Genomic DNA, 22,110 nt, shown 5'->3' with positions numbered 1-22,110 from the left:
GGATTCGGCGAGCTGTGTCAGCGCTTTCAGGTAAGCCGCGGCGTTCTTCTCCGGCACGCCCGCCGCGCGCAGGGCGGTGCGCGCCGACGTGTGCTCCGGCAGCGACCGGACGATCTCGACGATCCGCGGGTTCTTCAGGAAGGAGAGCTTGCGCGTGCCGAAGTGGTAGAGCAGCGCGCCGAACGGCTCCGGACGCAGCGCCACTCGCGGATGCAGCTGCCAGCGGGTATCGAGATCGAGCATCGTCATCGACCGCCCGTCAGTAGACGCCGCACATGCCGTCGATGGACACCTCTTCGATGAGGCTCTCCTCGACCAGCGGCGCTTCTTCGGCCGACCGCGCAGCGGCGGCCTCCATCCGTCCGGTGTTGTCGGTGTCTGCGTGTCCGGTGGACCCGTATTCCGGCATGGCTACCTCCGCGAGGACGATCCGTGTGCGAACTGCCCGGTGCAGTCCGTGCTCACACAATAACGTCATAAACTGACAAAAGAACAGGTTTCATTTGTCGATCCGGGAGGTCCCCGCGGCCGCGCGCTCCGAGCGAGGAGCCGATTCCGCCGCGAGCGGAGTGGAACAGGCGGCGACGGGACCGATGCCCGGCGCTCTAGACTGCGGGTGGCAAGCAGCTGAACAGAATGTGACGGGCAGCACGCCCGCAGTGGTAGAGGTGGCATGGGAGTCGGACGAATGCAGACGAACGGGGGCGGCAGCACGCTGTCGGAGTCCGAGATCGTCGAGGCCGCGCTGCGGGTGGTACGCGAGGACGGCGTGGAGAAACTGTCGATGCGGCGACTCTCCCGCGAACTCGGCGTCTCCCCGATGGCGCCCTACTACTACGTCGCCGACAAGCGCGAGCTGCTGGATCTGGTCGCCAGCGCGGCCCTCACCGGAGTGCGCACGCCATCGGCCGAATCCGGCACGTGGCAGCATCGGCTGCGCGATCTCGTCGACCAGATCGACGAGAAGCTGCGCAAGCATCCCGGCCTCGGCGACATCCTGATCGAGCAGATGCTGGGCAAACAGCTGGACCTGATCGCCGCGATCATGGACATCCTCGACGACGCGGGGTTCGGCGATCGCAACATCCTCGCCGCCTATGCCACCATCCACACCTACCTGTTCGGCCGCAGCCGGGTGAACCCGCGCGACCGCTCGGCGCCTGCCGATGTCACGCTGCCACCGGTTGTCGATCGGGCCACCCGGTACATCGGTGACCTGCGCGGACGCTACTCCTACGACTTCGGCATGGAGGTGCTGATCGCCGGTCTGGAAGCCCAGCTTGTCCGTCAGGCGACGACCGACGTACGATGAAACTGAAACACGTTCTAGTTTTTGCGTCGCGGGTTGCCCGTGCCAGGTTCGAGAGGACGACATGACCACTGTCGAGGTTCCCCACGGCTCGCGCTCGGTCGTGCTGCGGGTGTCCGCGGTCATCGCCGAGACGGCCGACACCCGCTCGCTGGTCTTCGACGTTCCCGACGAGCTGGCCGAGAAGTTCCGTTACCAGCCGGGACAGTTCCTCACCCTGCGCATCCCCAGCGACCGGACCGGCTCGGTGGCGCGGTGCTACTCCCTGGCCAGCTCGCCCTACACCGACGACCGTCCGAAGGTGACCGTCAAGCGGACCGAGGGCGGCTACGGGTCGAACTGGGTGTGCGACAACGTGAAAGAGGGCGACCAGATCGAGGTGCTGCCGCCCTCCGGCGTCTTCACCCCGAAGGATCTCGACGACGACCTGCTGCTGTTCGGCGCGGGCAGCGGCATCACGCCGGTCATGTCGATCCTCAAGTCGGCTCTGGCCCGCGGAAACGGCCGCATCGTGCTGGTCTACGCCAACCGCGACCACGAGTCCGTGATCTTCGCCGGTGAGCTGCGCGATCTGGCGGACAAGCACCCGCAGCGGCTCACCGTGATCCACTGGCTGGAATACCTGCAGGGCCTGCCGACGGCCGACGCGCTGGCCACCCTCGTCGCCCCGTATCGCGGCTACGACGCGTACATGTGCGGGCCGAAGCCGTTCATGGACCGGGTGCACGACGCGCTCGGGCAACTGGGCGTGCCGCGCACGCGCACGCACGCCGAGGTGTTCAACTCGCTGGCCGGCGATCCGTTCGCCGATCAGGCGCCGGTCGAGGTCTCCGACGAGGAGGCGGCCGACGCGGCGACCGTGGAAGTCGAACTCGACGGCGAAGTGCACGAACTGAAGTGGCCGCGCAAGCAGACGCTGGTGGACATCATGCTGGCCAAGGGCTTGGACGTGCCCTACTCCTGCCAGGAAGGCGAGTGCGGCTCGTGCGCGTGCACGGTGCTGGAGGGCAAGGTCGAAATGGACAACGCCGAAATTCTCGACCCGGAGGATATCGAGAACGGCTACATCCTCGGCTGCCAGGCGCACCCGGTGACCGACCACCTGAAGATCCAGTTCTGAGCGCGCTCGCCTGAAATAATTCGCCGATCGTTTGCTTCGCCTATCGCGCGCGGTATTCCGCGCGAGCATCGGGCGGCAGATGCTCGGTCGCGTAGCTCAACGCGGTGCGTCCCATGGCCGGGGCGTGCCGGTCGAGGAATCCGGTCAGCAGGCCGCGGTCGACGCGCTTGCCGACTTCGCGCAGCATCCAGCCCAGCGCCTTCTGGATCAGGTCGCGCCGGTCGTCGAGCAGCAGTTCACACAGCGCGAAGGTGGTCGAGGCGTCACCCGCCTTGATGAACGCGAACGTGGACAGCAACGCCACCCGCCGCTCCCACAGCGACTCGGTGGCCGCCAGCTCGAACAGCAGGTCACGCGGTTTGTCCAGCAGCCACGGGCCGACGATGTTCTCCGCCGACACGTCCACCAGATCCCAGTTGTTCACCCGTCCGCGGCGCACGGCCGCCAGATACAACCGCACCATGGCGGCACGGGCGGCGTCGTCGAAGGAGCGCGGCTGGGACGCCTTGGCGAATCGCGCGTTCAAGATCACCAGCGCGGCGAACCGGTCTTCGTGCACGTCGCTGTCGAGCAGCCGGTCGATCTCGTCGAGCGGAAGTGTCGCGAAGCGCTCGGCGACCCGGCGGCTCGCCGGGACCCGGACGCCGAGGAACACGTCACCCTCGCCGTATTCGCCGGGACCGGTCTTGAAGAACCGCTGTAGCTGCGTCGCATCAGCCGGATTCGCCAGTTCCCGCAACGCCGCCCGCACGTCGGCCTCGGTCACCGAGTCGGTCATCGAACCATGCTCCTGTTCCGAGAAGTGGCGGACGCGCCCGCGCCGGGCAGCGGTTCACCCTTGCGCGCCCAGTACGCGGCCGGACTCGAAGGCGGCCGCGCTGGTGGGCAGCGCACCGGGCCGACCGCTGTTGAGCACCCGGATCACCCCGGTACCGGTGGTGGGGCGGCCCAGCGCCTCGATGCGCCGAATGGTCTGCGCGGCAACGGCTTGCGCGCTGTCGAAGAGCCGGACGCCGTTTGGCAACGCGGCCACGATCGCGTCGGTCACCAGCGGGTAGTGCGTGCAGCCGAGCACCACGCCTTCCACGCCGGGCGGCGTCCGCTCCGCCGCGCTGCCGATCGCTTCGTGGGCGGCGGTCAGGTCGCCACGGTCGATCGCGTCCGCCAACCCGTGACACGCCACCCCGACCACATCGGCGTCGCCGCCGAATTTCGCGATCAGATCGGCCTGGTACCGGCTCGCCGTGGTCGCCGCGGTGGCCCAGACCGCCACCGACCGGCACACGGCCGCCGCGGGCTTGATCGCGGGCACGGTGCCGATCACCGGCACGTCGGGCCCGACCTCCGCGCGCACGTGCTCCAGCGCCGTCACGCTGGCGGTGTTGCACGGCAGCACGATCACCTCCGCGCCCGAACGAAGCGAGGTCCGCGCGGCGTTCACCACCCGCTCGACCACCCAGTCCTCCGGCTTCGGCCCCCACGGCGCCCCGTCCGGATCCAGCTGCAGCAGCAGATCCACGTCGGGCCGCAACTTGCGCAACCAAGCGGCAGTGGGCAGCAACCCCAGACCCGAGTCGATGAGCGCGACGATCACCGCACCACCGTATTACAGCCCCATGACACCCCCACACGCCGTGCGCGCCCCGGCGCACGCTCCGCAACCGGCGCGCGCTCGCGGGTCACGGCGGCCATAGTGGCGGAGGATTCGGCGACCGGTACCCGCACCTGCTCGATGCCGCAGCCGTTCCGCGGCTCCCGCCGGGCGCGCCCTCAGCTGGGTGCGAGCAACTCGGTCACCGGCGCACCGGACGCGATCTTGGCGCGGGCCTTCATCACCTGGGCCGTCATGCCCGCGCCGACGACGCCGGTGAGGTTGCCGCCGTGGGCGTAGTAGGCGAGGAATTTGCGGCCGTCGTCGGAGGCGATGTGCACCTCGTCGGTCGCGCCGGGAGTGCCGAGGGCCTGGATCTTGACGTCGTACTGGTCGCTCCAGAAGTACGGGACGCGCGCCGCCGTGGGCGGTTCGGCGCCCAGCAGCGCGCAGGCGACCAATTTGGCCTGTTCACCGGCGTTGGTCCAGTGTTCGACACGCTTGCGGAGTCCGGTCTCGTGCAGCCATGCCGCCACGTCGCCGACCGCCCAGACGCCGTCGGCGGAGGTCCGTCCCACCTCGTCGGCGAGCACGCCGCCACCGGCCGACGGTTCGGCCAGCGCGATCCCGGAATCGCTCAGCCATTCGGTCACCGGCCGCGAACCCACGCCGATCACGACGAGGTCGGCGGCGATCTCGGTACCGTCGGACAGTCGCGCACCGCGCACCCGCCCCGACTCGTCGCCGAACAGGGTGTCCACGCCGATGCCGCAGCGCAGATCCACCCCTTCCGCGCGATGCATCCGCGCGACCAGTTCGCCCACCGCTTCGCCGAGCACCGAGGCCAGCGGCGTCGCCTGCGGTTCGACCAGCACGACATCCACTCCCGCCGCCCGGAAACTCGCGGCGAGTTCGCAGCCGATGAAGCCGGCGCCGACGACCAGCGCGGTGCTCGCACCGCTCAGATCGGCGCGCAGGGCGACGGCGTCGGAGTGGCCGCGCAGCACGTGCACGCCGCGCAACTCGGGCAGGCCGGGCAGACGGCGCGGGCGCAGACCCGTGGCGATGATCAGCTGGTCATAGTCCAGCGTGGCGCCGTCGGCGAGGCGAACGCGGCGCGCACCGGTGTCGACCCCGACGGCTTCGGTGCTCAGGCGCAGATCGATCTGCTTCTCGGCGTAGAACTCGCTCGGACGCAGTGTGGTGTCATCGGTTTCGCCGCGTACGAACTGCTTGGACAGCGGCGGCCGGTCGTAGGGCAACCGCGACTCGTCACCGACGAGCACGAGGTCGCCCGCGTAGCCCGCGCGGCGCAATTCCTCCGCGGTGCGCAGGCCGGCGAGGCCGGCTCCGACGATCACGATCGGCGCGGTCATGCGGCCATCCCTTCAGTGGAATCCGGCCGCCGATTCCGCGGAACCGGCGGTGCGACGAAGCTCACCCTAACCTCTGCTTGGTTCATTCCTCTGTGAGGGCCGTCACGCGGAGCGGCCGGTCAACCGTCGCACAACCGTGTCCGTTCCGATGTTGATCGGGCGGTCAATCAGGACTAGACCGAGGTCAGGACATACGCACAGCCTGAGGAGGTACACATGTTCACCGAGAGCCGCGCGCAGGATCTCCTGGCCGTCGTGCTCGGAGCCTTCGCCGCACTGTCACCCCTGTGGGTCGACCACAACAACAACGCCATGTGGGCGCTGATCGTGCTCGGCGTGCTCATCGCGCTCACCGGTCTGGCGCAGATGGCCCGCCCCGACATGGCGGCGGCGGACTACGCGATGGGCCTGTGCGGCCTGCTGTTGTTCATCTCGCCGTGGGCCATGGACTTCACCGCGTACCGCAGCGCATCCTGGACCGCATGGGTAGTCGGGGTGGTGACGGCGGTGGTCGCGGTCGCGGCGCTGCCGACGGTGTCGGGGCGTCTGCACGACATGGCTCCGCATCACTGATGCAGCGACCGGGAACCCGGCGCGCCGGACGCCGCCGCAGCGCGAAAGCCGACGGCGACGCTCGGCAGTTGATCCTCGACGCCGCAGAGGACCTCTTCGCGGCACAGGGATACGACGCCACCGCGACGGCGGCCATCGCCGCCGCGGCCGGCGTCCCCAAAGGACTCGTCTTCTACTACTTCCCGACCAAGGATTCGATCCTGTCCGCCTTGATGTCCGAGCGGGTGCCCGCGCGGCCGATCGACGACATCGGCACCGTGGTCACGCCGGGAGATCCGGCGGCGAGCCTGGTCAACCTCGACGCCGCGCTGAACCTGCGCGACCACCACTCGTCGGTACTGCGGGTGATCCTGTGGCGGGAGGCCGACACCCATCCCGACGTGCGGCGGCAACTACGCCGCCTGCGCGACCAAATGCTGGAGGTGACCGCGAAGGTGCTCCAGGCGAGCGCCCCCGGCCCGGTCCGTCCCGGAACCCTGCGCGCGTGCGCCGCGGCCTGGGTCTCGGCGATGTTCGCGATCGCCAGCACCGACCGGCTGCACGCGCTCGACGGCGTGCCGCTGCCCACCGCCGACGAAGTGCTGAACGTAGCCCAGGTGGTCGCGGCCGGAATGACCCAGATGGGCTGACTCCCCGGAGTTGTCCACAGCCCGTGCGTTGTCCACATGCGCCGCCGCGCGGGGGTTTCCCGGATCGCCGGTCGATCACGATCGTCGGTATGGAAGCACCGCAACTGATCTCGCGTCAGCAGGCGCTGGCATCCGGTCTGTCCGACAAGACATTGCACCGGCTGTGCAGAACCGGGAAATGGCAGCGGCTGCGCGCCGGGCACTATCTGAGCGCGCCGGGCTCCGGTCTCGGCGCCACCGGCAGGCATCTGCTGATGACGCTGGCCACCGCGGAGTCCACGTCCGACTCCGCCGTCACGAGCCACTGTTCGGCGGCGGTGCTGCACGGGATGACGACCTGGGGCATTCCGCTCGACCGGGTCCATCTGACCAGGAACCGGATCAACGGCGGCAGGCTGAGCCGGCGGGTGGTGGTCCATTCGGCTCGGATGGAGCCCGACGAGATCACCTTGGTCGACGACATACGGGTGACCACCCCGGCGCGGACGGTCTTGGACATCGCGCGTTCGGAAGGATTCGAACAGTCCGTCGCCCTCGGGGATTCCGCGCTACGCCAGGGCTTGACCACCACGGCGGAACTGCGGGAACACCTGCGCCGGGCCCGGCGCAGGCCCGGATGCCGCCGTGCCGCCCTCGTCCTGGACTTCCTGGACGGGCGCAGCGCGAACGTCGGCGTGTCGCTGAGCCGGATCCTGCTGCACCGGGCGGGCCTTCCGGCTCCCGAAGTGCAGGCTCGGGTCTTCTCCGATGACGAGATCTGTGTCGGCCGTGTCGATTTCCTGTTCCCCGATCTCGGTGTGATCGGCGAATTCGACGGAAGCGAGCACCGCCGAGCCGAGCCGCCCACCGCTCGGGTGGTCACGGCGGAGAACGTCCGCGCGGATCGGCTCCGCGCACTCGGTTGGGTGGTCGTGCGCTGGACCTGGGGCGATCTGTCCGCTCCCGCCCAATTGACCGATCGCCTCCGCGCGGCGATCCGCACGGCCGCGGTACACCACCGTGCCGGCTACTGGACTCCTACCCCCGAACCGTGAACGCGCCGAACCCTTTCAGCGTCCCGCGGGCCGTCACCCGACCGAGCCGAGAGGAACAGCCGACGACTATCCAGGCGCACGGCGGTGGCGAGTCAGGGCTGGTCGAGAAAGTTGACGACGTCGATGGCGAAGCGGGTGCGCCTGAGCGCGCTCACGTGCCCCGCGCCCGGATAGATGGCGAGGTGGGAATCGGGGATGCCGTCGGCGGTGCGGCGGAAAGTGGCGAGGCTGTAGGCGGCGTCTCGTTCGCCTCCGATGACGAGCGTCGGGGCCTGGATCTCACCGAGGCGCTCGGTGATGTCGAATTCGTCCTCCGCGCGGAGAAAGGCGTACGTGTCGGCAGGGTCGCGCGGGCGGCTCAACGGGTCCAGCAACCACATGGCGGCCGCCGCGAGACGAGCGGCGGCGGGCGAGGAGACGCTGCTCGACGCCAGGTGGTGCATCGCGCGGCGCCCGTGCAGAACCGCTTCGGCGTAACGCATCTGGCCTTCCTTGGCGACCGGATCCAAACGGCATCCGGACGACGCGACGACGAGGCGGCGCACGACCTCGGGATGGTCGGCGGCGAGTTGCAGCGCCACCGACCCGCCCGAGGAGATGCCGAGCACGTCGACCGGCTCGCCGAACTCGGCGCGCAGCGCGTCGGCGTGCTCGGCCGCGATCTCCGCCATCGTGATGCCCTGAGCCATGCCGGGCGCGCGGCCCACCGCGTAGACCCGGAAGCTCCGCGCCAGCGGCCGCAGAACTCTCACCTCGGAGTCGAGCATCCGACCGCGGGGATTCGCGTGGTCGGGACTGAACCACCGGAGAAAGACCAGCGGCCGACCGGAACCGATCGCGAAGTACGGCATGCCGTGCTCGAGCACGCCTTCGGTGATCTCGGGCCGCGCAGCCCGCCCGGTCCCGACCACAACGCCCTCCGCTCAGATCTCCGTCCGTCTTCCCGACGCTAGCGGAGCCTGCCGCGAGGCGCGATTACCTCGGTGGTCAAATCCCACCGTGATGTTCTGCACAGCCTCGCGGAACAGCGCACGGAGCATACTGGCCCGGTGAGTCAGGAGCCCTCTTCGCGTGGAGCCGAGACGCGGCCGTTCCCGCTGGATCCCACGCCTATTCATGTATCCGACGACGTGCTCGCCGACCTGCGGCGGCGATTGGAACTGACCCGCTGGCCGGTCGACGCGGAAAACGACGACTGGTCCTACGGCGTGTCCCGCGACTATTTGCAGGAGCTGGTCGAGTACTGGCGCACCGATTACGACTGGCGTGCGGCCGAGGCCGCACTCAACGCCTATGACCACTACTTCGTCGAGATCGACGGGGTGCCGGTGCATTTCCTGCGGAAGCCGGGCGTCGGACCCGACCCGACGCCGTTGATCCTCACCCATGGTTGGCCATGGACCTTCTGGCATTGGGCCAAGGTGATCGACCCGCTGGCCGACCCGGCGGCGTTCGGCGGCGACCCCGCCGACGCCTTCGATGTGATCGTCCCGTCGTTCCCCGGATTCGGATTCTCCGCACCGCTGCCGAAGAACCCGGACATGAACTTCTGGAAGGTCGCCGACCTCTGGCACGTCCTGATGACCGAGACCCTCGGGCACGCGAAGTACGCCGCGGCGGGCTGTGACGTCGGCGCGCTGGTCACCGGGCAGCTCGGGCACAAGTACGCCGACGAGCTGTACGGCATCCACATCGGCTCCGGTCAGAAGCTGACCCTGTTCAGCGGCGACCGCGCCTGGGACATCACCGGCGGCAATCCCATCCCGGAGGGCCTGCCCGCCGCCGTGCACGACCGGATCCTCGAACTGGAACGGCGTTTCGCCGTCCACCTGACCGCACATGTGCTCGAGCCGAGCACTCTCGCCTACGGGCTGTCCGACTCACCCGCCGGGTTGCTGGCCTGGATTCTGCAGCGCTGGGTTAGCTGGAGCGACAACGGCGGCGACATCGAGTCGGTCTTCGGCAAGGACGACCTGCTCACCCACGCGATGATCTTCTGGGTCACCAATTCCATCGGCACGTCCATCCGCACCTACGCCAACAACAATCGCTATCCCTGGACGCCGTCGCACGACCGGCAGCCGCCCATCGAGGCTCCGACCGGCATCACCTTCGTCGGCTACGAGAACCCGCCGGGCGTCGACACCGACCGGCGCGTGCAAGCGTTCCTCGACAGCGACCGCGGCGATTGGTACAACCACGTCAACCTCACCGCCCACGACCACGGTGGTCACTTCATCCCGTGGGAGATTCCGGCCCAGTGGGTCGACGATCTGCGCCGCACCTTCCGCGGCCGCACCCCGTCCACTGCCGGGTGAGCAGCCACGCGCTGCGCGGACGGCCTTCGCCGGGATGCGAACGCGGCCGGACGGACCGAACCCGCGCGTTACGGCGGCGGCAGTCCGGCTGGATCGCGGAGGGCGTGCATGTTATCGGTGCGGCACCGGAATCGACGTGGCGTAGGAGAGGTATGTGAACTCGCCCAATGGAAGCCGCCTCGTCGGATCCGGGCCGTAAGGTACCGATCATGGTGCCCAGCGAGAGGTCCCAGTCGGTGCAATCGGTCGTCGAGTCCTATCTGCTCGACGGTGCGCGCCGGTACAACCGCACCGAGGTCGCCGAACAGTCGGGGACGACGACGGCGCTCACCCGGCGATTGTGGATGGCGCTCGGTTTTCCGTCGAGCATCGGTGACGAGGCGGTGGACTACACCGACGCCGACATCGCGGCGGTGCGCAACTTCGAGCAGCTGACCGTGTTGTCCTCGGCCGACACCCGACAGCAGTCGGCGACCGCGCGCACGCTCGGCCAAGGGATGGCGCGCCTGGCGGAATGGCAGGTCGACCTGGTGCTCGCGGAGATCGAGGAGCGCATCGCCCGAGCCGATCCCGGCGCCGACCCCGAGGAGACGGTGCGCACCGCCACCGAGGGCGCCATAGCCACGTTGGAGCAGCTGAACACCTATGCCTGGCGGCGGCACCTGGCCGCGTCGCTGTCGCGGTCGCTCGACCCGGGGACGAGCGCGGGCGAGTCGGTGCGCGAACTGGCCGTCGGTTTCGCCGACATGGTCGGCTACACCAGGCTGACCAGGCATCTGCATCCCGACGAGCTGTCCATGCTGCTCGAGGCGTTCGAGTCCACCACCACCGCCGCCATCACCGAGAACGGCGGATGGGTGATCAAGAACGTGGGCGACGAAGTCATGTTCGCCACGGAAAGCGCCGCCGAAGCCGCGCGCATAGCGCTGGCCATCCAGGAGTCCACCATGATGGTCGGGGGCACGCCGGAGTTGCGCGTCGCCCTCGCTTACGGCCCGGTATTGCAACGGTTCGGGGATCTGTACGGCTCGGTGGTGAACATCGCCTCCCGGCTCACCGGCGTCGCGCGGCCGGGCACGGTCCTGATCGATGACCACGCCGCCACGGAGTTGAACGGCGACCCGGCATTCGCGATCAAGCAGTTGCGCAGCGTCCGAGTGCGCGGCTTCAATCGCCTGCGTCCGCACCTGCTGCGCCACAACGGCAAGAACGGCGGATAGCCCCGATCTGCGCCCGACCCCGACGGCCGCCCTAGGCTCGTCCGGTGGACAAGGACTGGTCACAGCTGCGCGCGCGTTGCCTCGTCGAGGAGGACGCGGCGATTCTCGCCCTGCACAAACCCGCCGGGATCTCCGTGATGGGCGAGCGCCACGACACCGATCTCGTCGAGCTGGCGGCGGCCGAGGGAGAAACGCTGTATCCGGTGCACCGGATCGACAAGGTGACCTCCGGCTTGATCCTCTTCGCGAAGGAGCTGTCCGCCCACGGCGAGCTGACCAGGCAGTTCAACAAGCAGACCGCCGACAAGGCGTACCTGGCCGTCGTCGCGGCCACCGGCCTGCCCGATACCGGCGTATTCGATCTGCCGCTCAGCGTGGGGCGCAAGAACCGGGTGCGGATCGCGGCGCCGCGCGAAAGCATCCGCCAGGAGGCGGGCCGCTGGTTCGTGGACGACGCCGACTTGCTGCCCGCCAAGAACTACCCCTCGCTCACCCGGTTCGCGACGGTGCTGCGGGGTCCCGCGCATACCGTTCTCGCGCTGCGCCCGGTGACCGGCCGTCGCCACCAGATTCGCGTCCATTTGGCCTGGACCGGCCATCCGATAGTCGGCGATCCCCTGTTCGACCGCTCCGGCGCCCCCTCGCGGACCTACCTGCATTCCTGGCGTCTCGGCCTCACCGCTTCCTGGCGCACCCCGCCGGAACTGGCCTTGGCCGCCGAGCCCGACGCGGGCTTCTGGGCCCCGCTGCACGAATCCGCCGACCCGGCGGCCTTGGAACGCGCAACCGACCTGTTGCGGACTCTCGACTAGCCGGGCCGCCCGATGCGGTCTTCGCACAGCCCGTTGCCTGGGCGTCGACCGCTGCGAAGAACGTCGACACTGTGCCCCGGGCACGATAACCGCGCCGAATCTCGGCTAGGGCCGTAGGGGAATCGGCCCCACAGCCAGCGCCTATGGGACGCTCGCACAGAGCGGCAAACGGCGCGCGAGTGCCATCGAGGTCGCTGCTCACCACTAGCGCCATCGCGAACCACGCAAACCGTCGCCGCTCCGTCGCGCTCGCTCGGCGGCAGACACCGGCTCGCTGTTCGTCCACAGTCATCCCCAGGCGGTCTCCCCGTGTGCACAGAGCCGATGCACCAGGTCGAAACGGTCTATCGGGCCGCTCGAGCAGATCAGTTCGGCCAGCTCGGCGCACGGCCGAGGAGCAAAAGGATGCGGTCGAGGGTCGGCGTGTGTTCCGGAACGGACAGTGCCGGTGCGAAAGCCGCGCCGGGGACGGAGCGCTCCGGACCATCGGGGACGGCGAGGGCGATGGCCAGCGCCGCCTCGGCCACGTCGGGATCGGGTGTGATGGCCTCGCCGATCGAGCGCGCGACATCCCAGGCGTGCACGACGCTGTCAACGAGGTGGAAGCCGATCACGCGAACGGCGGGAATCCCTTGGTCGGGCAAGATCTCCGGCAGCAGCAGCGAGCGCTCGAGCACGTCCTCGGCGGCGAACGCGGCGAGGACGTCGTCGGCGGAGGCGCGATAGTCGGCGACCGGATCGGCCGACGCGCGCACGGTCCAGATATCGAGATCCTCGCTCCCCCGCGCGGCGGCGGCGAAGCCGTGGTTCTGCGTGATCATGTGTTCCAGCAGGTCACGAAGACGCCAACCCGCGCAGGGTGTCTCGGCGTCCAGCGCATCGGGACGGACGCGGTCGACGACGTCCACGCTCAGTCGGACAGAACGGGCATGCCGGTCGCGCAATCCTTCGGCAGATTCAGTAAGCATGCGCTTATCGTATGCGCGAGCTTACGATTTGCCAAGCAGTATCGTCGATCCATGTCCAACGCCCGCCCCGATCTCGCCGCGATGATCGTGCCGCTCGGGCGGGCGCTCATGGCTCTCGAACTGCCCATCCTGGAGCGGCACGAACTGTCCATGTGGGGCTACTCCGTATTGCTCGGCCTCGGCGCCGAACCCGTCTACACCCAGGCGGCGCTGGCCAAGGCGATCGGCGCGGACAAGACCCGCATCATCGGCGTCCTCGACGAACTCCAGCGCCGCGGCCTGATCACCCGCGAACCGGACCCCGCGGACCGCCGGGTGAACCTGCTGTCGCTCACCGACGCGGGCCGCGCCCTTCGCGACCGCACCCAGCGCGACATCCAGGCCGGGGAGGACCGACTGCTCGAGCGGCTGCCCGCGCCGGATCGCAGCGCGTTCCTGCGCGCTTTGCGCACCCTCTCCGACACGGTGTCCGACCGCCCCGCCACTTGACTCCGACGAGTCCACGCAATGTGATCCAGCACACAATGCGATGGGCGCCGATCGTACGGTGGCGAGCGTCATGACGACGCGTAATGCGCAGGTCAACTAGCCTTATGAGGTGCCGCGGACGCGACGCGCGCGCAATCTGACGCAATGCAGCGAACCCCTAGCGAAAGCGAATGCCGATGATCCTGGTTGCTCAGGTCAGCGACACCCATTTCGATCTCGGCACCCGTAACGCCCAGCGTGTGCGGCGGGTGATGGACTTCGTCGCGGGGCTGCGCCGCAAGCCGGACGCCATCCTGGTGACCGGCGACGTCACCGATTCCGGCAAACCGGAGCAGTTCGCGGAGGCCAAGGCCGCTTTCGACGGCGAGATCCCGGTGTACGCGATCCCGGGCAATCACGACGACCGCGCGGGCTTCCGCACCAGCCTGCTCGGCGAGCCCGCCTCCGATGCCCCGATCAACCACGCGCATCGCATCGGCGATCTCACCGTCGCGCTGCTGGATTCGAGCGTTCCGGGGCAGCCGGGCGGGCAGCTCGCGGACGAGACCTATGACTGGCTCGGCGGCGTCCTCGACGCGGCGCCCGCGGGCAAGCCGATCCTGCTCGCCTTGCACCACCCGCCCGCGCACCTGTTCAGTCCGATCGTCGACGTGATCTCCCTGGCCGATCCGCAAAGGTTCGCCGACCTCGTGGCCGGTGACGACCGGATCGTCGGCGTACTCACCGGGCACGCGCACTCCGCCGCGACGACCACCTTCGGGGGACGCCCGCTGCTGGTGGCCCCCAGCACCGCATCGGTGCTCAGCGGCGAGTGGGAACTCGACCTGCCCGACCACGTCATGGACTACGCGCCTGACCCAGCGGTGGCACTGCACGTCATCGGTGACGACCACCGCCTCACCAGCCATTTCCGGGCGGTTCCGATGGGCGGCCGGATCGGCGTGCAACCGGTCTGACAGCGGTTTACCCGGCACGTGCCGGGGCAATCGGGAGGCACACGACGCCTACCGGGAGGATCCGCCATGGTCGATCTACCAGCCGCAGTGGTGAAGAACGCGTTCGCGGCCGGAGCCCGGATCCGGCACGCGCGGGTATTCCACCCCTCGGGCTTGCACCTGGCCGGCCGTCTGCACGCTGAGCCCGAGTTCGAGCCGCTGTTCGGCAGCGGCGATCGCGCGGTCATCGCCCGGGTGTCCAAGGGCATCGGGTTGCCGAACGGCCTGCCCGATGTGCTCGGCCTGGCGTTCCGCGTGCTCGATCGCGACGAGCAGCCTTGGGATTTCGCGCTGGCCACCACCGGCCGGGGACCGCTGGGCCGGTTGGTGATCACCCCCGCGCGCGGTTGGGCCAGCGCCCGGTACGGCTGCCTGATGCCCTATCGGATCAGCAACTCCTCGCCCACCTGGTTCTTCGCCGAGCCGGACAGCGTGCAGCCCGCGTCCGCGTCGCTGGAGGCGATGCAAGCCCACCTCGACGAGGATCTGGTCAGCTTCACCCTCACCGCGGGCCGCCTCGGCGGGCCGACTTGGCGAGTCGCGGAACTCACTCTGCGTCCCGCCGACTCCGCCGAGTACCGCACGGATTACTTCGATCCGATGCTCAATCACCCGGCCGAGGTGGAGTTGTTTCCCAAGGCTGTCGGCAAGATTCGCGAGTTGGCATACATCGGCAGCAGGAGCGGCCGCGGCGAAGAGGGCTAACGCCGGACGGCGCGTTCGCGGCGATAGGCCGCCGGGGTGTTACCGGTCCAGCGTTTGAAGGCGAAGATGAAGGTCGACGCTTCGGCGTAGCCGAGACGGATGGCGACGTCGCTCACCGATAGCGGTGTGGCGGTGAGCATTTCCTCCGCCAGCGCACGACGCACTTCGTCCAGCAGCGCGCGATAGCTGGTACCCGCGGCGTCCAGGTGCCGCCGCAGCGTACGGGTGCTCATGTTGAGATCGTTCGCCACGGCGTCGATGCCGGGCGGAGCGGCGAATCCGTCCGCGCCGCCGCGCGGCACAAGACGTTCGCGCACCTCGGCCGCGATGCCGGTGCGCGCCCTGCGGCGGTGCACCAGTTCCCGGCACTGCGCCAGGCACATCGCCCAGGTCTGCTCGTTGGCCTGCGGCAACGGTTGTTCCAGCAGCATCGGTTCGATCGCGAACAGGTTGTGCGGCATGCCGAAACGCGGCGGCACGAGAGTCACCTCGGCGATCCGCTCCGCGTAGCCGGGATCGGGAAACCGGAATTCCGCCCTGGTCAGCGGCAGGCGTGTGCCGAGCAGATCGCTCATCACCTGGTGCATCGCGGTGACGTCGCGTTCGACGAGGAACTGCCGCACGTCCGTCGGCACCGCCTCGTCGCGCACCACCGCGACGAACTCGCTGGCGCCCCACTCGGCCACCGGGATGCAGAAGGTGAAGCTGAGGTCCAGATAACGCAGCGCGAAGCTGATCGCCTCCCCGAGCGTCGGGCTGCTGACGCAGGCGAAGCCGAAGATGCCGAAGGTGGTGATCCGGTAGCGGCGACCGACCTCCACACCCAGCGCGGGCCGGTCGGCGAGTTCGCGGACGAGATTGCGGATGACCGCCAGTTCGGTGTGCGCGTCGATCTGGACGTCCGGATCGCGCAATTGCTGCTCGCCGAGCGCGGTGCCGTGCAGCATGCGCGCCGAGGACACGCCGTGTTCGGCCGCGTATCCGACCATCAGCGCCACGCTCGCCACGCCGCGCGGAAAGTTCCAATCGCGGATATCCGGATCCTGTATCCGCTCCACGCGGACATTATGGCCGAAATTCTCTATACGACGGCACGGCGGCTCCTACAGTGGAGTCATCTACGGTCGTAGTGAGGAGTCTCACATGACAGCGCGCAATCGGCCATCGATACTCATCATCGGCGCGGGCTTCGGCGGCATCGGCATGGCGATCGAGCTACGCCGCAACGGCTTCGACGACATCACCATCCTGGAGCGGGCCGCCGACATCGGCGGGGTGTGGCGGGAGAACACCTACCCCGGCGCGGCCTGCGACGTCCCCTCACCGCTGTACTCGTATTCGTTCGAACCCAAGCCGGACTGGCCGCAGCGGTACTCGGGACGGACCGCCATCCACGCCTACCTGCGCGCGGTCGCCGAACGTCACAACGTGCTCTCGGCGATCCGCTTCGGCACCAGCGTCAGCGACGCCGAATTCGACGACGCCACCGGCCGGTGGACCGTGCGCACCACCGACGGCAAGAGCTGGATCGTCGACGTGCTGATCTCGGCGGTGGGCCAGCTGTCGCGTCCGTCCCTGCCCGCCATACCCGGCATCGACACCTTCGCCGGCCCGTCGTTCCATTCGGCCGAGTGGGACCACGAGGTCGACCTCCACGGCAAACGCGTCGCCTGCGTCGGCACCGGGGCGAGCGCCGTTCAGTACATCCCGGAGATCCAGCCCGAAGTCGACCGGTTGACACTGTTCCAGCGCACACCGGCCTGGGTGGTCCCGAAGTTCGACACCGACTACTCGCCGGTCCAGCACAACCTGTTCGCGCGGGTGCCGGGCGCGCTGCTGGTGGAGCGGTTCGGGTGGTGGTCGATCGCGGAGTTCATCTCGCTCGGGCTGGTCGAGGTTCCCGCCATCGCCCGGTTCGTGGCCCGCATCGCCTCCCGGCACCTGGCCGAACAGGTCGAGGACCCGCAGCTGCGAGCCAAACTCACCCCGGACTACCCGATCGGGTGCAAGCGCGCGCTGTTCTCCAACGACTACTACCCCGCGCTCACCCAGCCCAACGTGCGGGTGGAGACCACCGCCATCACCGAGATCACCCCGCAAGGCGTACGCACCGCCGACGGCACGACGCACGAAGCCGACGTGATCATCTACGGCACCGGCTTCAAGGGCACGGAGTTCCTCTGGCCGATGGAGATCTGGGGTCGTGGCGGGCGCAGGCTGGCCGACGCATGGGCCGACGGCGCGCACGCGTATTACGGCATGACGGTGCCGGACTTTCCGAATCTTTTCCTCGTCTACGGGCCGAACACCAATCTCGGCGTCGGCTCGATCATCTACATGATCGAATCGCAGGCCCGCTACATCCGCCAGGCCGTGCAATGGCTCGCCGACCACCCCGGCCATTGCGCCGAAGTCCGCGCCGACCTGGAAGAGGATTACAACACCGCGCTCCAGCAGCGTCTGGCCCGCACTCCGTGGAACTTCTGCTCGAGCTGGTACCGCAACTCCGCGGGCCGCATCACCAACAACTGGCCGGGATCGCAGACGAGCTATCGTCGCCGCACCCGCCGCTTCGACCCCAGCGCCTACACCCTCACCCCCGTCGCGTGACGGAGCGCGCCTCGGCGAGCGGGCCCGCCCGGATTCGCCTCGACCCGCCGCCGCCCGCCGGGCTGGCAGACTTGTGCTGTGAATGAACTGGCCCGTCCGGGCGGATCGGATGTGCGCGGCCCGCTGCGTCCGATCGAGTTGGCCACCGGCGCCGTGCTGGGCGGAGCCGCCGTCGGGCTGGTGACCATCGGATCGGTCATCCCGTTCGCCGCCGCGCTCCAGCTGGTCGGCGCGGTCCCGATCGGGCTGATCGCGCATCGTTTCCGGCTGCGTGCCCTGGTCACCGCGACGATCGCGGCGACGCTGGTCACCTTCGTCGCCGCGGGCATGGCGTCCGCGACGGCGCTGGTCGCCTCGGCCACCGTGGGCGGGATCATCGGCGCCGTGAAGCGGCGTGGCGGTGGTGTCGTCGCGGCGTTCGGGCTCTCCTTGCTCGCCGGGCTGGCCTGGGCCGCGTTCGCCGTCGGATCGCTTGCCCTGCTGTCGACCACCCGCGAACTGCTGTTCGACAACATCCGCAACGCGTCGCGCGGCTTCCAGGATCTCGCGGCGCGCCAAGAGCAGCTTGCCCCGCTCGGGCAGCTCGCCGCGGACCTGACCGACTCGGTGCTGCGCTGGTGGTGGGCGTGGGTCGGCGGCAGCGTCGCGCTCGGCATGGCGGCCACCGGCGTCTTCTCCTGGTACGTGCTCGGCTCGGTGCTGGACCGGCTGGCCTGGCTGCCCGGCCGGGACCGGCTCGACGCACCGCAAGACGACCGGCCCGTCGATCCGCTGCCGGTCACGCTGCGCGACGCGGGTTTCCGCTATCCCGGAGCGGCGCGCGATGCGCTGAGCGGCATCGATCTGACCGTGCGGGTCGGTGAATTCGTCGCCGTGGTCGGACACAACGGTTCGGGCAAGTCCACGCTGACCCGCTTGCTGGCCGGGCTGCCGCCCACCTCGGGGTCGGCGCAGCGGCCCGGGTCGGCCGGACTCGGCAAACTCGGCGGGACGGCGCTGGTGTTGCAGCGGCCGGAGAGCCAGACCTTGGGCGTGCTCGTCGCCGATGACGTCGTGTGGGGATTGCCCGCCGATCTCGCCGCCGCGGTGGATGTCGACGCGCTGCTAGGCGAGGTCGGGCTCGCCGGAATGGGGGCGAAGGAGACCGCCACGCTCTCGGGCGGACAGCAACAGCGGTTGGCGGTCGCCGCCGCGCTGGCCCGGCGGCCCGCGCTGCTGATCGCCGACGAGGCGACCTCGATGATCGATCCGGACGGGCGGCGGGAACTGGTGGAGCTGCTTGCCTCGCTGCCGAAACGACACTCGATGGCCGTGGTGCTGGTGACCCACCACGAGGCCGACGCCGCGGTCGCCGACCGGGTGGTGCACCTGGCCGGGGGACGCACCGTGGCGCATCTGCCCGCGTGGCCGCGTCCGGCGCAGGACACGCGACGCAGGCCGATGGGCGCGCCGATCCTCGAACTGCGCGACGTCCGGCACACCTACAACCGCGCGACGCCATGGGAGGCGCCCGCCCTGCACGGCGTCGACCTGTCCGTGTGCCAGGGCGAGGCCCTGCTGATCGTCGGCGGGAACGGCTCGGGCAAATCGACCCTGGCCTGGATCATGGCGGGCCTGATCGAACCGAGTTCGGGTCGGTGCGAGCTGCGCGGAAAGCCGATCGGCAAGCAGATCGGCCGGGTCGGGCTGGCGTTCCAGCACTCCCGGCTGCAACTGCAGAAGCAGACCGTCGGCGCGGAGATCGCGGACTGGGGCGGTCGCGCGACCGGCTCCGGCGCGGTCGGCCGCGCGCTGGACGCGGTCGGGCTGGACCGTTCGCTGGCCGCGCGCTCGGTCGAGGAACTCAGCGGCGGCCAGGCCAAGCGAGTGGTGCTCGCGGCGATCGTGGCCAGCCATCCCCAAGTGGTCGTGCTCGACGAGCCGCTGGCCGGTCTCGACCCGGAGGGCCGGGCCGACATCGTGGAACTGCTCGCGCGGTTACGGGATTCCGGATTGACGCTGATCGTCATCTCGCACGACGTGGCCGACATGGCGGCGGTGTGCGACCGGACGGTGCGATTGCAGTCGGGACGCATTCTGGGCGCGGAATCGGCGCGGCAGACCGCGCCGGTGCCGAGTGACTCCGCCACGCGAGCCGATTCCGGACGGAACCCGGTGCGCGCGCCAGGAGAGACCGCGTGGCGGCTCGAGCACGGAGGTCGATGATGAGCACCGTTCTGCTGCGTCAGGTCCCGGTCGACAGTCCGGTCCACCGGTTGTGGGCGGGCACCAAGATGATCGGAGTGTTCCTGATCAGCCTGCTGCTGATGTTCCTGCCGTCCTGGCCGGTGCTCGGTGTGATGGCGGCGTTCCTCGTCTTCGTGGGCGCGGTCGCCCGGCTGCCGCTGGGCACTCTGCCACGGCTGCCGTGGTGGTTCTGGGCGCTGCTCGGCGCGGGAGCCCTGATCAACGTGCCGGTCGGCGGCACGGCGGTGCTGCGCTATGCCCAGGTTCTGGCCTTCGGCCTGATCCTGGTGGCGGCCTCCTTCCTCATCGCGTGGACCACGCCGATGGGCGACATCGCGCCCGCCCTGGCCAAGCTGGGCGCGCCGTTGCGCCGGCTCCGGATTCCGGTGGACGAATGGGCTGTCGTCGTCGCGCTCACCTTCCGCGGTCTGCCGCTGCTCATGGAGGAGATCCGGGTGCTACGTGCCGCTCGCAGGCTGCGTCCCAAGGACGGCATGATCGCCCGCGCGGCCGACAACCCGCTCATCGACATCCTCACCGCCGCCATGGCGGTATCCACCCGCCGCGCCGGTGAATTGGGTGAGGCGATCACCGCACGCGGCGGCACCGGGCAGCTCACCGCCCGTCCCAGCGCACCCGGCCTGCGCGACGCTGTCGCGCTCGTGCTGGTAGTCGGCGTCTGCCTCGGTTCCATCGCGCTGCACGTGGTGCTGTGAGCGCGGTGAAAGGTGGGCGTAAATGCGGGGTCGAACGGGATCCTGGTCGGTTGCGGCCCCTGATGGCCGTCGGTGGAATTCCGGCGGGACAATTCGCTGACCATTTGCAGACCGACTGGTACCTCTCGAAAAGACCCCGCAGGGGACCCCGGATGCGCCTCGCGCACAACGCATACGTCTCGAACGCATAGCAGCCGGTTCCGATACGGCGCACAGAGCACCGATCAGTACCACCGGCTGGGTTACCCGGTTCGCAGTCGCACCCCCGCGACCAGGACGTGCGGCCACGCCCCAGTGCGACACCAGCGAAAGCCCTTGCGATACTGCGGCTTACACCTATCGGCGACGCGATGTGAAAGGCTCGGAATCGATGCCCCGATTCGGGGCATTACACCTTCATCCACCCGCGCGGAACCGACCGGTGCGATCAGAGCACCCCGCACCCGCACTAATGAATAGCTGATAGCTATAACTCATCAGGTGGCAAAAGTCGGAAGAATACCCTCTGAAATCGTGTCCCAAACCCCAAGGGCCACAGTACAGTTATCACTCGGAAGTAACTGTCTTTTGGATCACATCACGGATGGACACGTCGGCGGGGGAAGGAATTTCGGCGTGTGTCGCGTTCTCTAATGCTTGTAACCTGATGAAGATTGGAAACCGAGAATGATTCTCCGGAGAGTCACCGCCGCCGCCGCTCCACTCGTCGCCGCACTCACGGTCGGGGCAGGCGTCGCGCACGCGGAACCGGCTGCGGCACCGGTCCCGGATATCGGGTACCAAGCCCAACTGGTCGGCGACAAGATCGTCACGACACTCACCGCAGGCACGTTCGACGTGCGCGGCGACGCCGTGGACATCAAAGACGCCGCAGGCAATGTCGCGGTCACGCTGCCGCTCGCCTTCCGCCAGGACGGGCTCGAATACCCCATGCCCCACCTCGTGCGGGACGCGGGCCGCGTACTGGAACTGACCGTCGTCAAGGACGCGGCGCAGGCTCACCCGGCGGCAACGCCGGTCGCGTCGCCGTTCGAGAACCAGCGCGCGATGGATGCCTTCCTTTCGCAATTCGGCATCGCCACCGCGGTCGGCGGGTTCATCGGCACGGTCATCGGCGCGCTCGTCGGATTGACCGGCCTCATCGGCGGTCCCATCGGAATCGGCACCGTGGTCGCCGGTGCGGGCATCGGCGGCATCATCGGCACGATCGTCGTCGGTGGTCCGGCCTTGATCATCGCGGGCATCGATCTGATCAGCACGCTGGCCGCCCAGCCCGGCACCACCAAGTGGATGGACACCACCGGGCGTTCGCAGAACTGACCGACGCCAGCGAGCACGACGCGCACCGAATCGGCCGGGATTCGGTGCGCTTTCGTCTGCGCGCACCAGTCGGTGCCGCCCGGACGCGATGCCGCGACT

At 69.1% G+C, this 22,110-nt stretch carries 22 protein-coding genes and 1 pseudogene; 15 read left to right on the top strand and 8 right to left on the bottom strand.

Annotated elements, in window-relative coordinates:
• Positions 1-48 precede the first annotated feature (48 nt).
• Both mftB and mftA read right to left on the bottom strand, forming a co-directional pair.
• A pseudogene (gene mftB / locus ACFV2O_RS06255) lies at positions 49-243 on the bottom strand (mycofactocin biosynthesis chaperone MftB); the annotation flags it as partial.
• Between the two features lie 16 nt (positions 244-259).
• Positions 260-358, bottom strand: a complete 99-nt coding sequence (gene mftA, locus ACFV2O_RS06250; RefSeq protein WP_157170973.1) for a mycofactocin precursor MftA — start codon at positions 356-358, stop codon at positions 260-262.
• Positions 359-688: 330 nt separating this feature from the next.
• Between mftA and mftR2 the strand changes: the two genes are divergently transcribed.
• Entirely contained in the window at positions 689-1,312 is a 624-nt protein-coding gene (gene mftR2 / locus ACFV2O_RS06245) for a mycofactocin system transcriptional regulator MftR2 (protein ID WP_379250573.1), read from the top strand.
• Positions 1,313-1,373: 61 nt separating this feature from the next.
• Positions 1,374-2,429, top strand: a complete 1,056-nt coding sequence (locus ACFV2O_RS06240) for a ferredoxin--NADP reductase (RefSeq protein WP_356963736.1) — start codon at positions 1,374-1,376, stop codon at positions 2,427-2,429.
• Positions 2,430-2,469: 40 nt separating this feature from the next.
• On the opposite strand, the gene ACFV2O_RS06235 is transcribed toward ACFV2O_RS06240, so the two are convergent.
• From ACFV2O_RS06235 to ACFV2O_RS06225, 3 genes are all read right to left on the bottom strand, one after another.
• Entirely contained in the window at positions 2,470-3,207 is a 738-nt protein-coding gene (locus ACFV2O_RS06235; RefSeq protein WP_379250571.1) for a DNA alkylation repair protein, read from the bottom strand.
• 54 nt (positions 3,208-3,261) lie between these two features.
• On the bottom strand, positions 3,262-4,023 hold the full coding sequence (locus tag ACFV2O_RS06230) for an aspartate/glutamate racemase family protein (protein ID WP_355074858.1): 762 nt from the start codon (positions 4,021-4,023) through the stop codon (positions 3,262-3,264).
• Positions 4,024-4,199: 176 nt separating this feature from the next.
• Positions 4,200-5,396: an FAD/NAD(P)-binding oxidoreductase gene (locus ACFV2O_RS06225; RefSeq protein ID WP_355074860.1), complete on the bottom strand. Its 1,197-nt coding sequence runs from the start codon at positions 5,394-5,396 to the stop codon at positions 4,200-4,202.
• Between the two features lie 216 nt (positions 5,397-5,612).
• Between ACFV2O_RS06225 and ACFV2O_RS06220 the strand changes: the two genes are divergently transcribed.
• The 3 genes from ACFV2O_RS06220 (at position 5,613) to ACFV2O_RS06210 (ending at position 7,632) form a co-directional block, all read left to right on the top strand.
• Complete coding sequence (locus ACFV2O_RS06220) at positions 5,613-5,969, top strand: SPW repeat protein (RefSeq protein ID WP_379250569.1); 357 nt, start codon at positions 5,613-5,615, stop codon at positions 5,967-5,969.
• Complete coding sequence (locus ACFV2O_RS06215) at positions 5,969-6,598, top strand: TetR/AcrR family transcriptional regulator (RefSeq protein ID WP_379250567.1); 630 nt, start codon at positions 5,969-5,971, stop codon at positions 6,596-6,598. Before ACFV2O_RS06220 ends, ACFV2O_RS06215 begins: the two co-directional genes overlap by 1 nt.
• A gap of 89 nt (positions 6,599-6,687) precedes the next feature.
• Positions 6,688-7,632, top strand: coding sequence for a hypothetical protein (locus ACFV2O_RS06210; RefSeq protein ID WP_379250565.1), 945 nt, complete (start codon positions 6,688-6,690; stop codon positions 7,630-7,632).
• A gap of 92 nt (positions 7,633-7,724) precedes the next feature.
• Here the strand turns inward: ACFV2O_RS06210 and ACFV2O_RS06205 are convergent, their stop codons facing one another.
• Complete coding sequence (locus tag ACFV2O_RS06205) at positions 7,725-8,543, bottom strand: alpha/beta fold hydrolase (RefSeq protein ID WP_379250563.1); 819 nt, start codon at positions 8,541-8,543, stop codon at positions 7,725-7,727.
• A 138-nt stretch (positions 8,544-8,681) separates the two neighbouring features.
• Between ACFV2O_RS06205 and ACFV2O_RS06200 the strand changes: the two genes are divergently transcribed.
• From ACFV2O_RS06200 to ACFV2O_RS06190, 3 genes are all read left to right on the top strand, one after another.
• Entirely contained in the window at positions 8,682-9,950 is a 1,269-nt protein-coding gene (locus ACFV2O_RS06200; protein WP_355074870.1) for an epoxide hydrolase family protein, read from the top strand.
• A gap of 209 nt (positions 9,951-10,159) precedes the next feature.
• Positions 10,160-11,170: an adenylate/guanylate cyclase domain-containing protein gene (locus tag ACFV2O_RS06195; RefSeq protein ID WP_379250561.1), complete on the top strand. Its 1,011-nt coding sequence runs from the start codon at positions 10,160-10,162 to the stop codon at positions 11,168-11,170.
• Between the two features lie 44 nt (positions 11,171-11,214).
• Complete coding sequence (locus ACFV2O_RS06190; RefSeq protein WP_379250559.1) at positions 11,215-11,982, top strand: RluA family pseudouridine synthase; 768 nt, start codon at positions 11,215-11,217, stop codon at positions 11,980-11,982.
• Positions 11,983-12,347: 365 nt separating this feature from the next.
• Here the strand turns inward: ACFV2O_RS06190 and ACFV2O_RS06185 are convergent, their stop codons facing one another.
• Entirely contained in the window at positions 12,348-12,950 is a 603-nt protein-coding gene (locus ACFV2O_RS06185; RefSeq protein WP_379250557.1) for a TIGR03086 family metal-binding protein, read from the bottom strand.
• A 51-nt stretch (positions 12,951-13,001) separates the two neighbouring features.
• Between ACFV2O_RS06185 and ACFV2O_RS06180 the strand changes: the two genes are divergently transcribed.
• The 3 genes from ACFV2O_RS06180 (at position 13,002) to ACFV2O_RS06170 (ending at position 15,139) form a co-directional block, all read left to right on the top strand.
• Entirely contained in the window at positions 13,002-13,439 is a 438-nt protein-coding gene (locus ACFV2O_RS06180) for a MarR family winged helix-turn-helix transcriptional regulator (protein WP_379250555.1), read from the top strand.
• Between the two features lie 170 nt (positions 13,440-13,609).
• A complete protein-coding gene (locus ACFV2O_RS06175) occupies positions 13,610-14,395 on the top strand; it encodes a metallophosphoesterase (protein ID WP_355074880.1) in 786 nt (261 codons plus the stop codon).
• Between the two features lie 66 nt (positions 14,396-14,461).
• Positions 14,462-15,139, top strand: coding sequence for a phosphodiesterase (locus tag ACFV2O_RS06170; RefSeq protein ID WP_355074882.1), 678 nt, complete (start codon positions 14,462-14,464; stop codon positions 15,137-15,139).
• Here ACFV2O_RS06170 and ACFV2O_RS06165 read toward each other — a convergent pair.
• Positions 15,136-16,197, bottom strand: coding sequence for an AraC family transcriptional regulator (locus tag ACFV2O_RS06165; RefSeq protein WP_379250552.1), 1,062 nt, complete (start codon positions 16,195-16,197; stop codon positions 15,136-15,138). The genes ACFV2O_RS06170 and ACFV2O_RS06165 overlap by 4 nt on opposite strands.
• Positions 16,198-16,282: 85 nt before the next feature.
• On the opposite strand from ACFV2O_RS06165, the gene ACFV2O_RS06160 reads away from it, so the two are divergent.
• The 4 genes from ACFV2O_RS06160 (at position 16,283) to ACFV2O_RS06145 (ending at position 22,011) form a co-directional block, all read left to right on the top strand.
• Entirely contained in the window at positions 16,283-17,749 is a 1,467-nt protein-coding gene (locus ACFV2O_RS06160; protein WP_379250550.1) for a flavin-containing monooxygenase, read from the top strand.
• 78 nt (positions 17,750-17,827) lie between these two features.
• Positions 17,828-19,954, top strand: a complete 2,127-nt coding sequence (locus tag ACFV2O_RS06155; RefSeq protein WP_379250548.1) for an ATP-binding cassette domain-containing protein — start codon at positions 17,828-17,830, stop codon at positions 19,952-19,954.
• Positions 19,954-20,691 carry an energy-coupling factor transporter transmembrane protein EcfT gene (locus ACFV2O_RS06150; protein ID WP_355074890.1) on the top strand — a complete coding sequence of 246 codons (738 nt, stop codon included), beginning with the start codon at positions 19,954-19,956 and terminating at the stop codon, positions 20,689-20,691. The genes ACFV2O_RS06155 and ACFV2O_RS06150 overlap by 1 nt, the downstream gene beginning before the upstream one ends.
• A 666-nt stretch (positions 20,692-21,357) precedes the next feature.
• The gene (locus ACFV2O_RS06145) at positions 21,358-22,011 is read left to right on the top strand and encodes an ammonium transporter (RefSeq protein ID WP_364424952.1); all 654 of its coding nucleotides are present in this window, start codon (positions 21,358-21,360) and stop codon (positions 22,009-22,011) included.
• The last annotated feature ends 99 nt before the right edge of the window (positions 22,012-22,110 follow it).

This window comes from Nocardia sp. NPDC059691, from assembly GCF_042733915.1.
Classification (GTDB): Bacteria; Actinomycetota; Actinomycetes; order Mycobacteriales; family Mycobacteriaceae; genus Nocardia; species Nocardia sichangensis.
The sequence above is the reverse complement of the archived record's forward strand: the minus strand, read 5'-3'. Positions and strand labels throughout refer to the sequence as shown.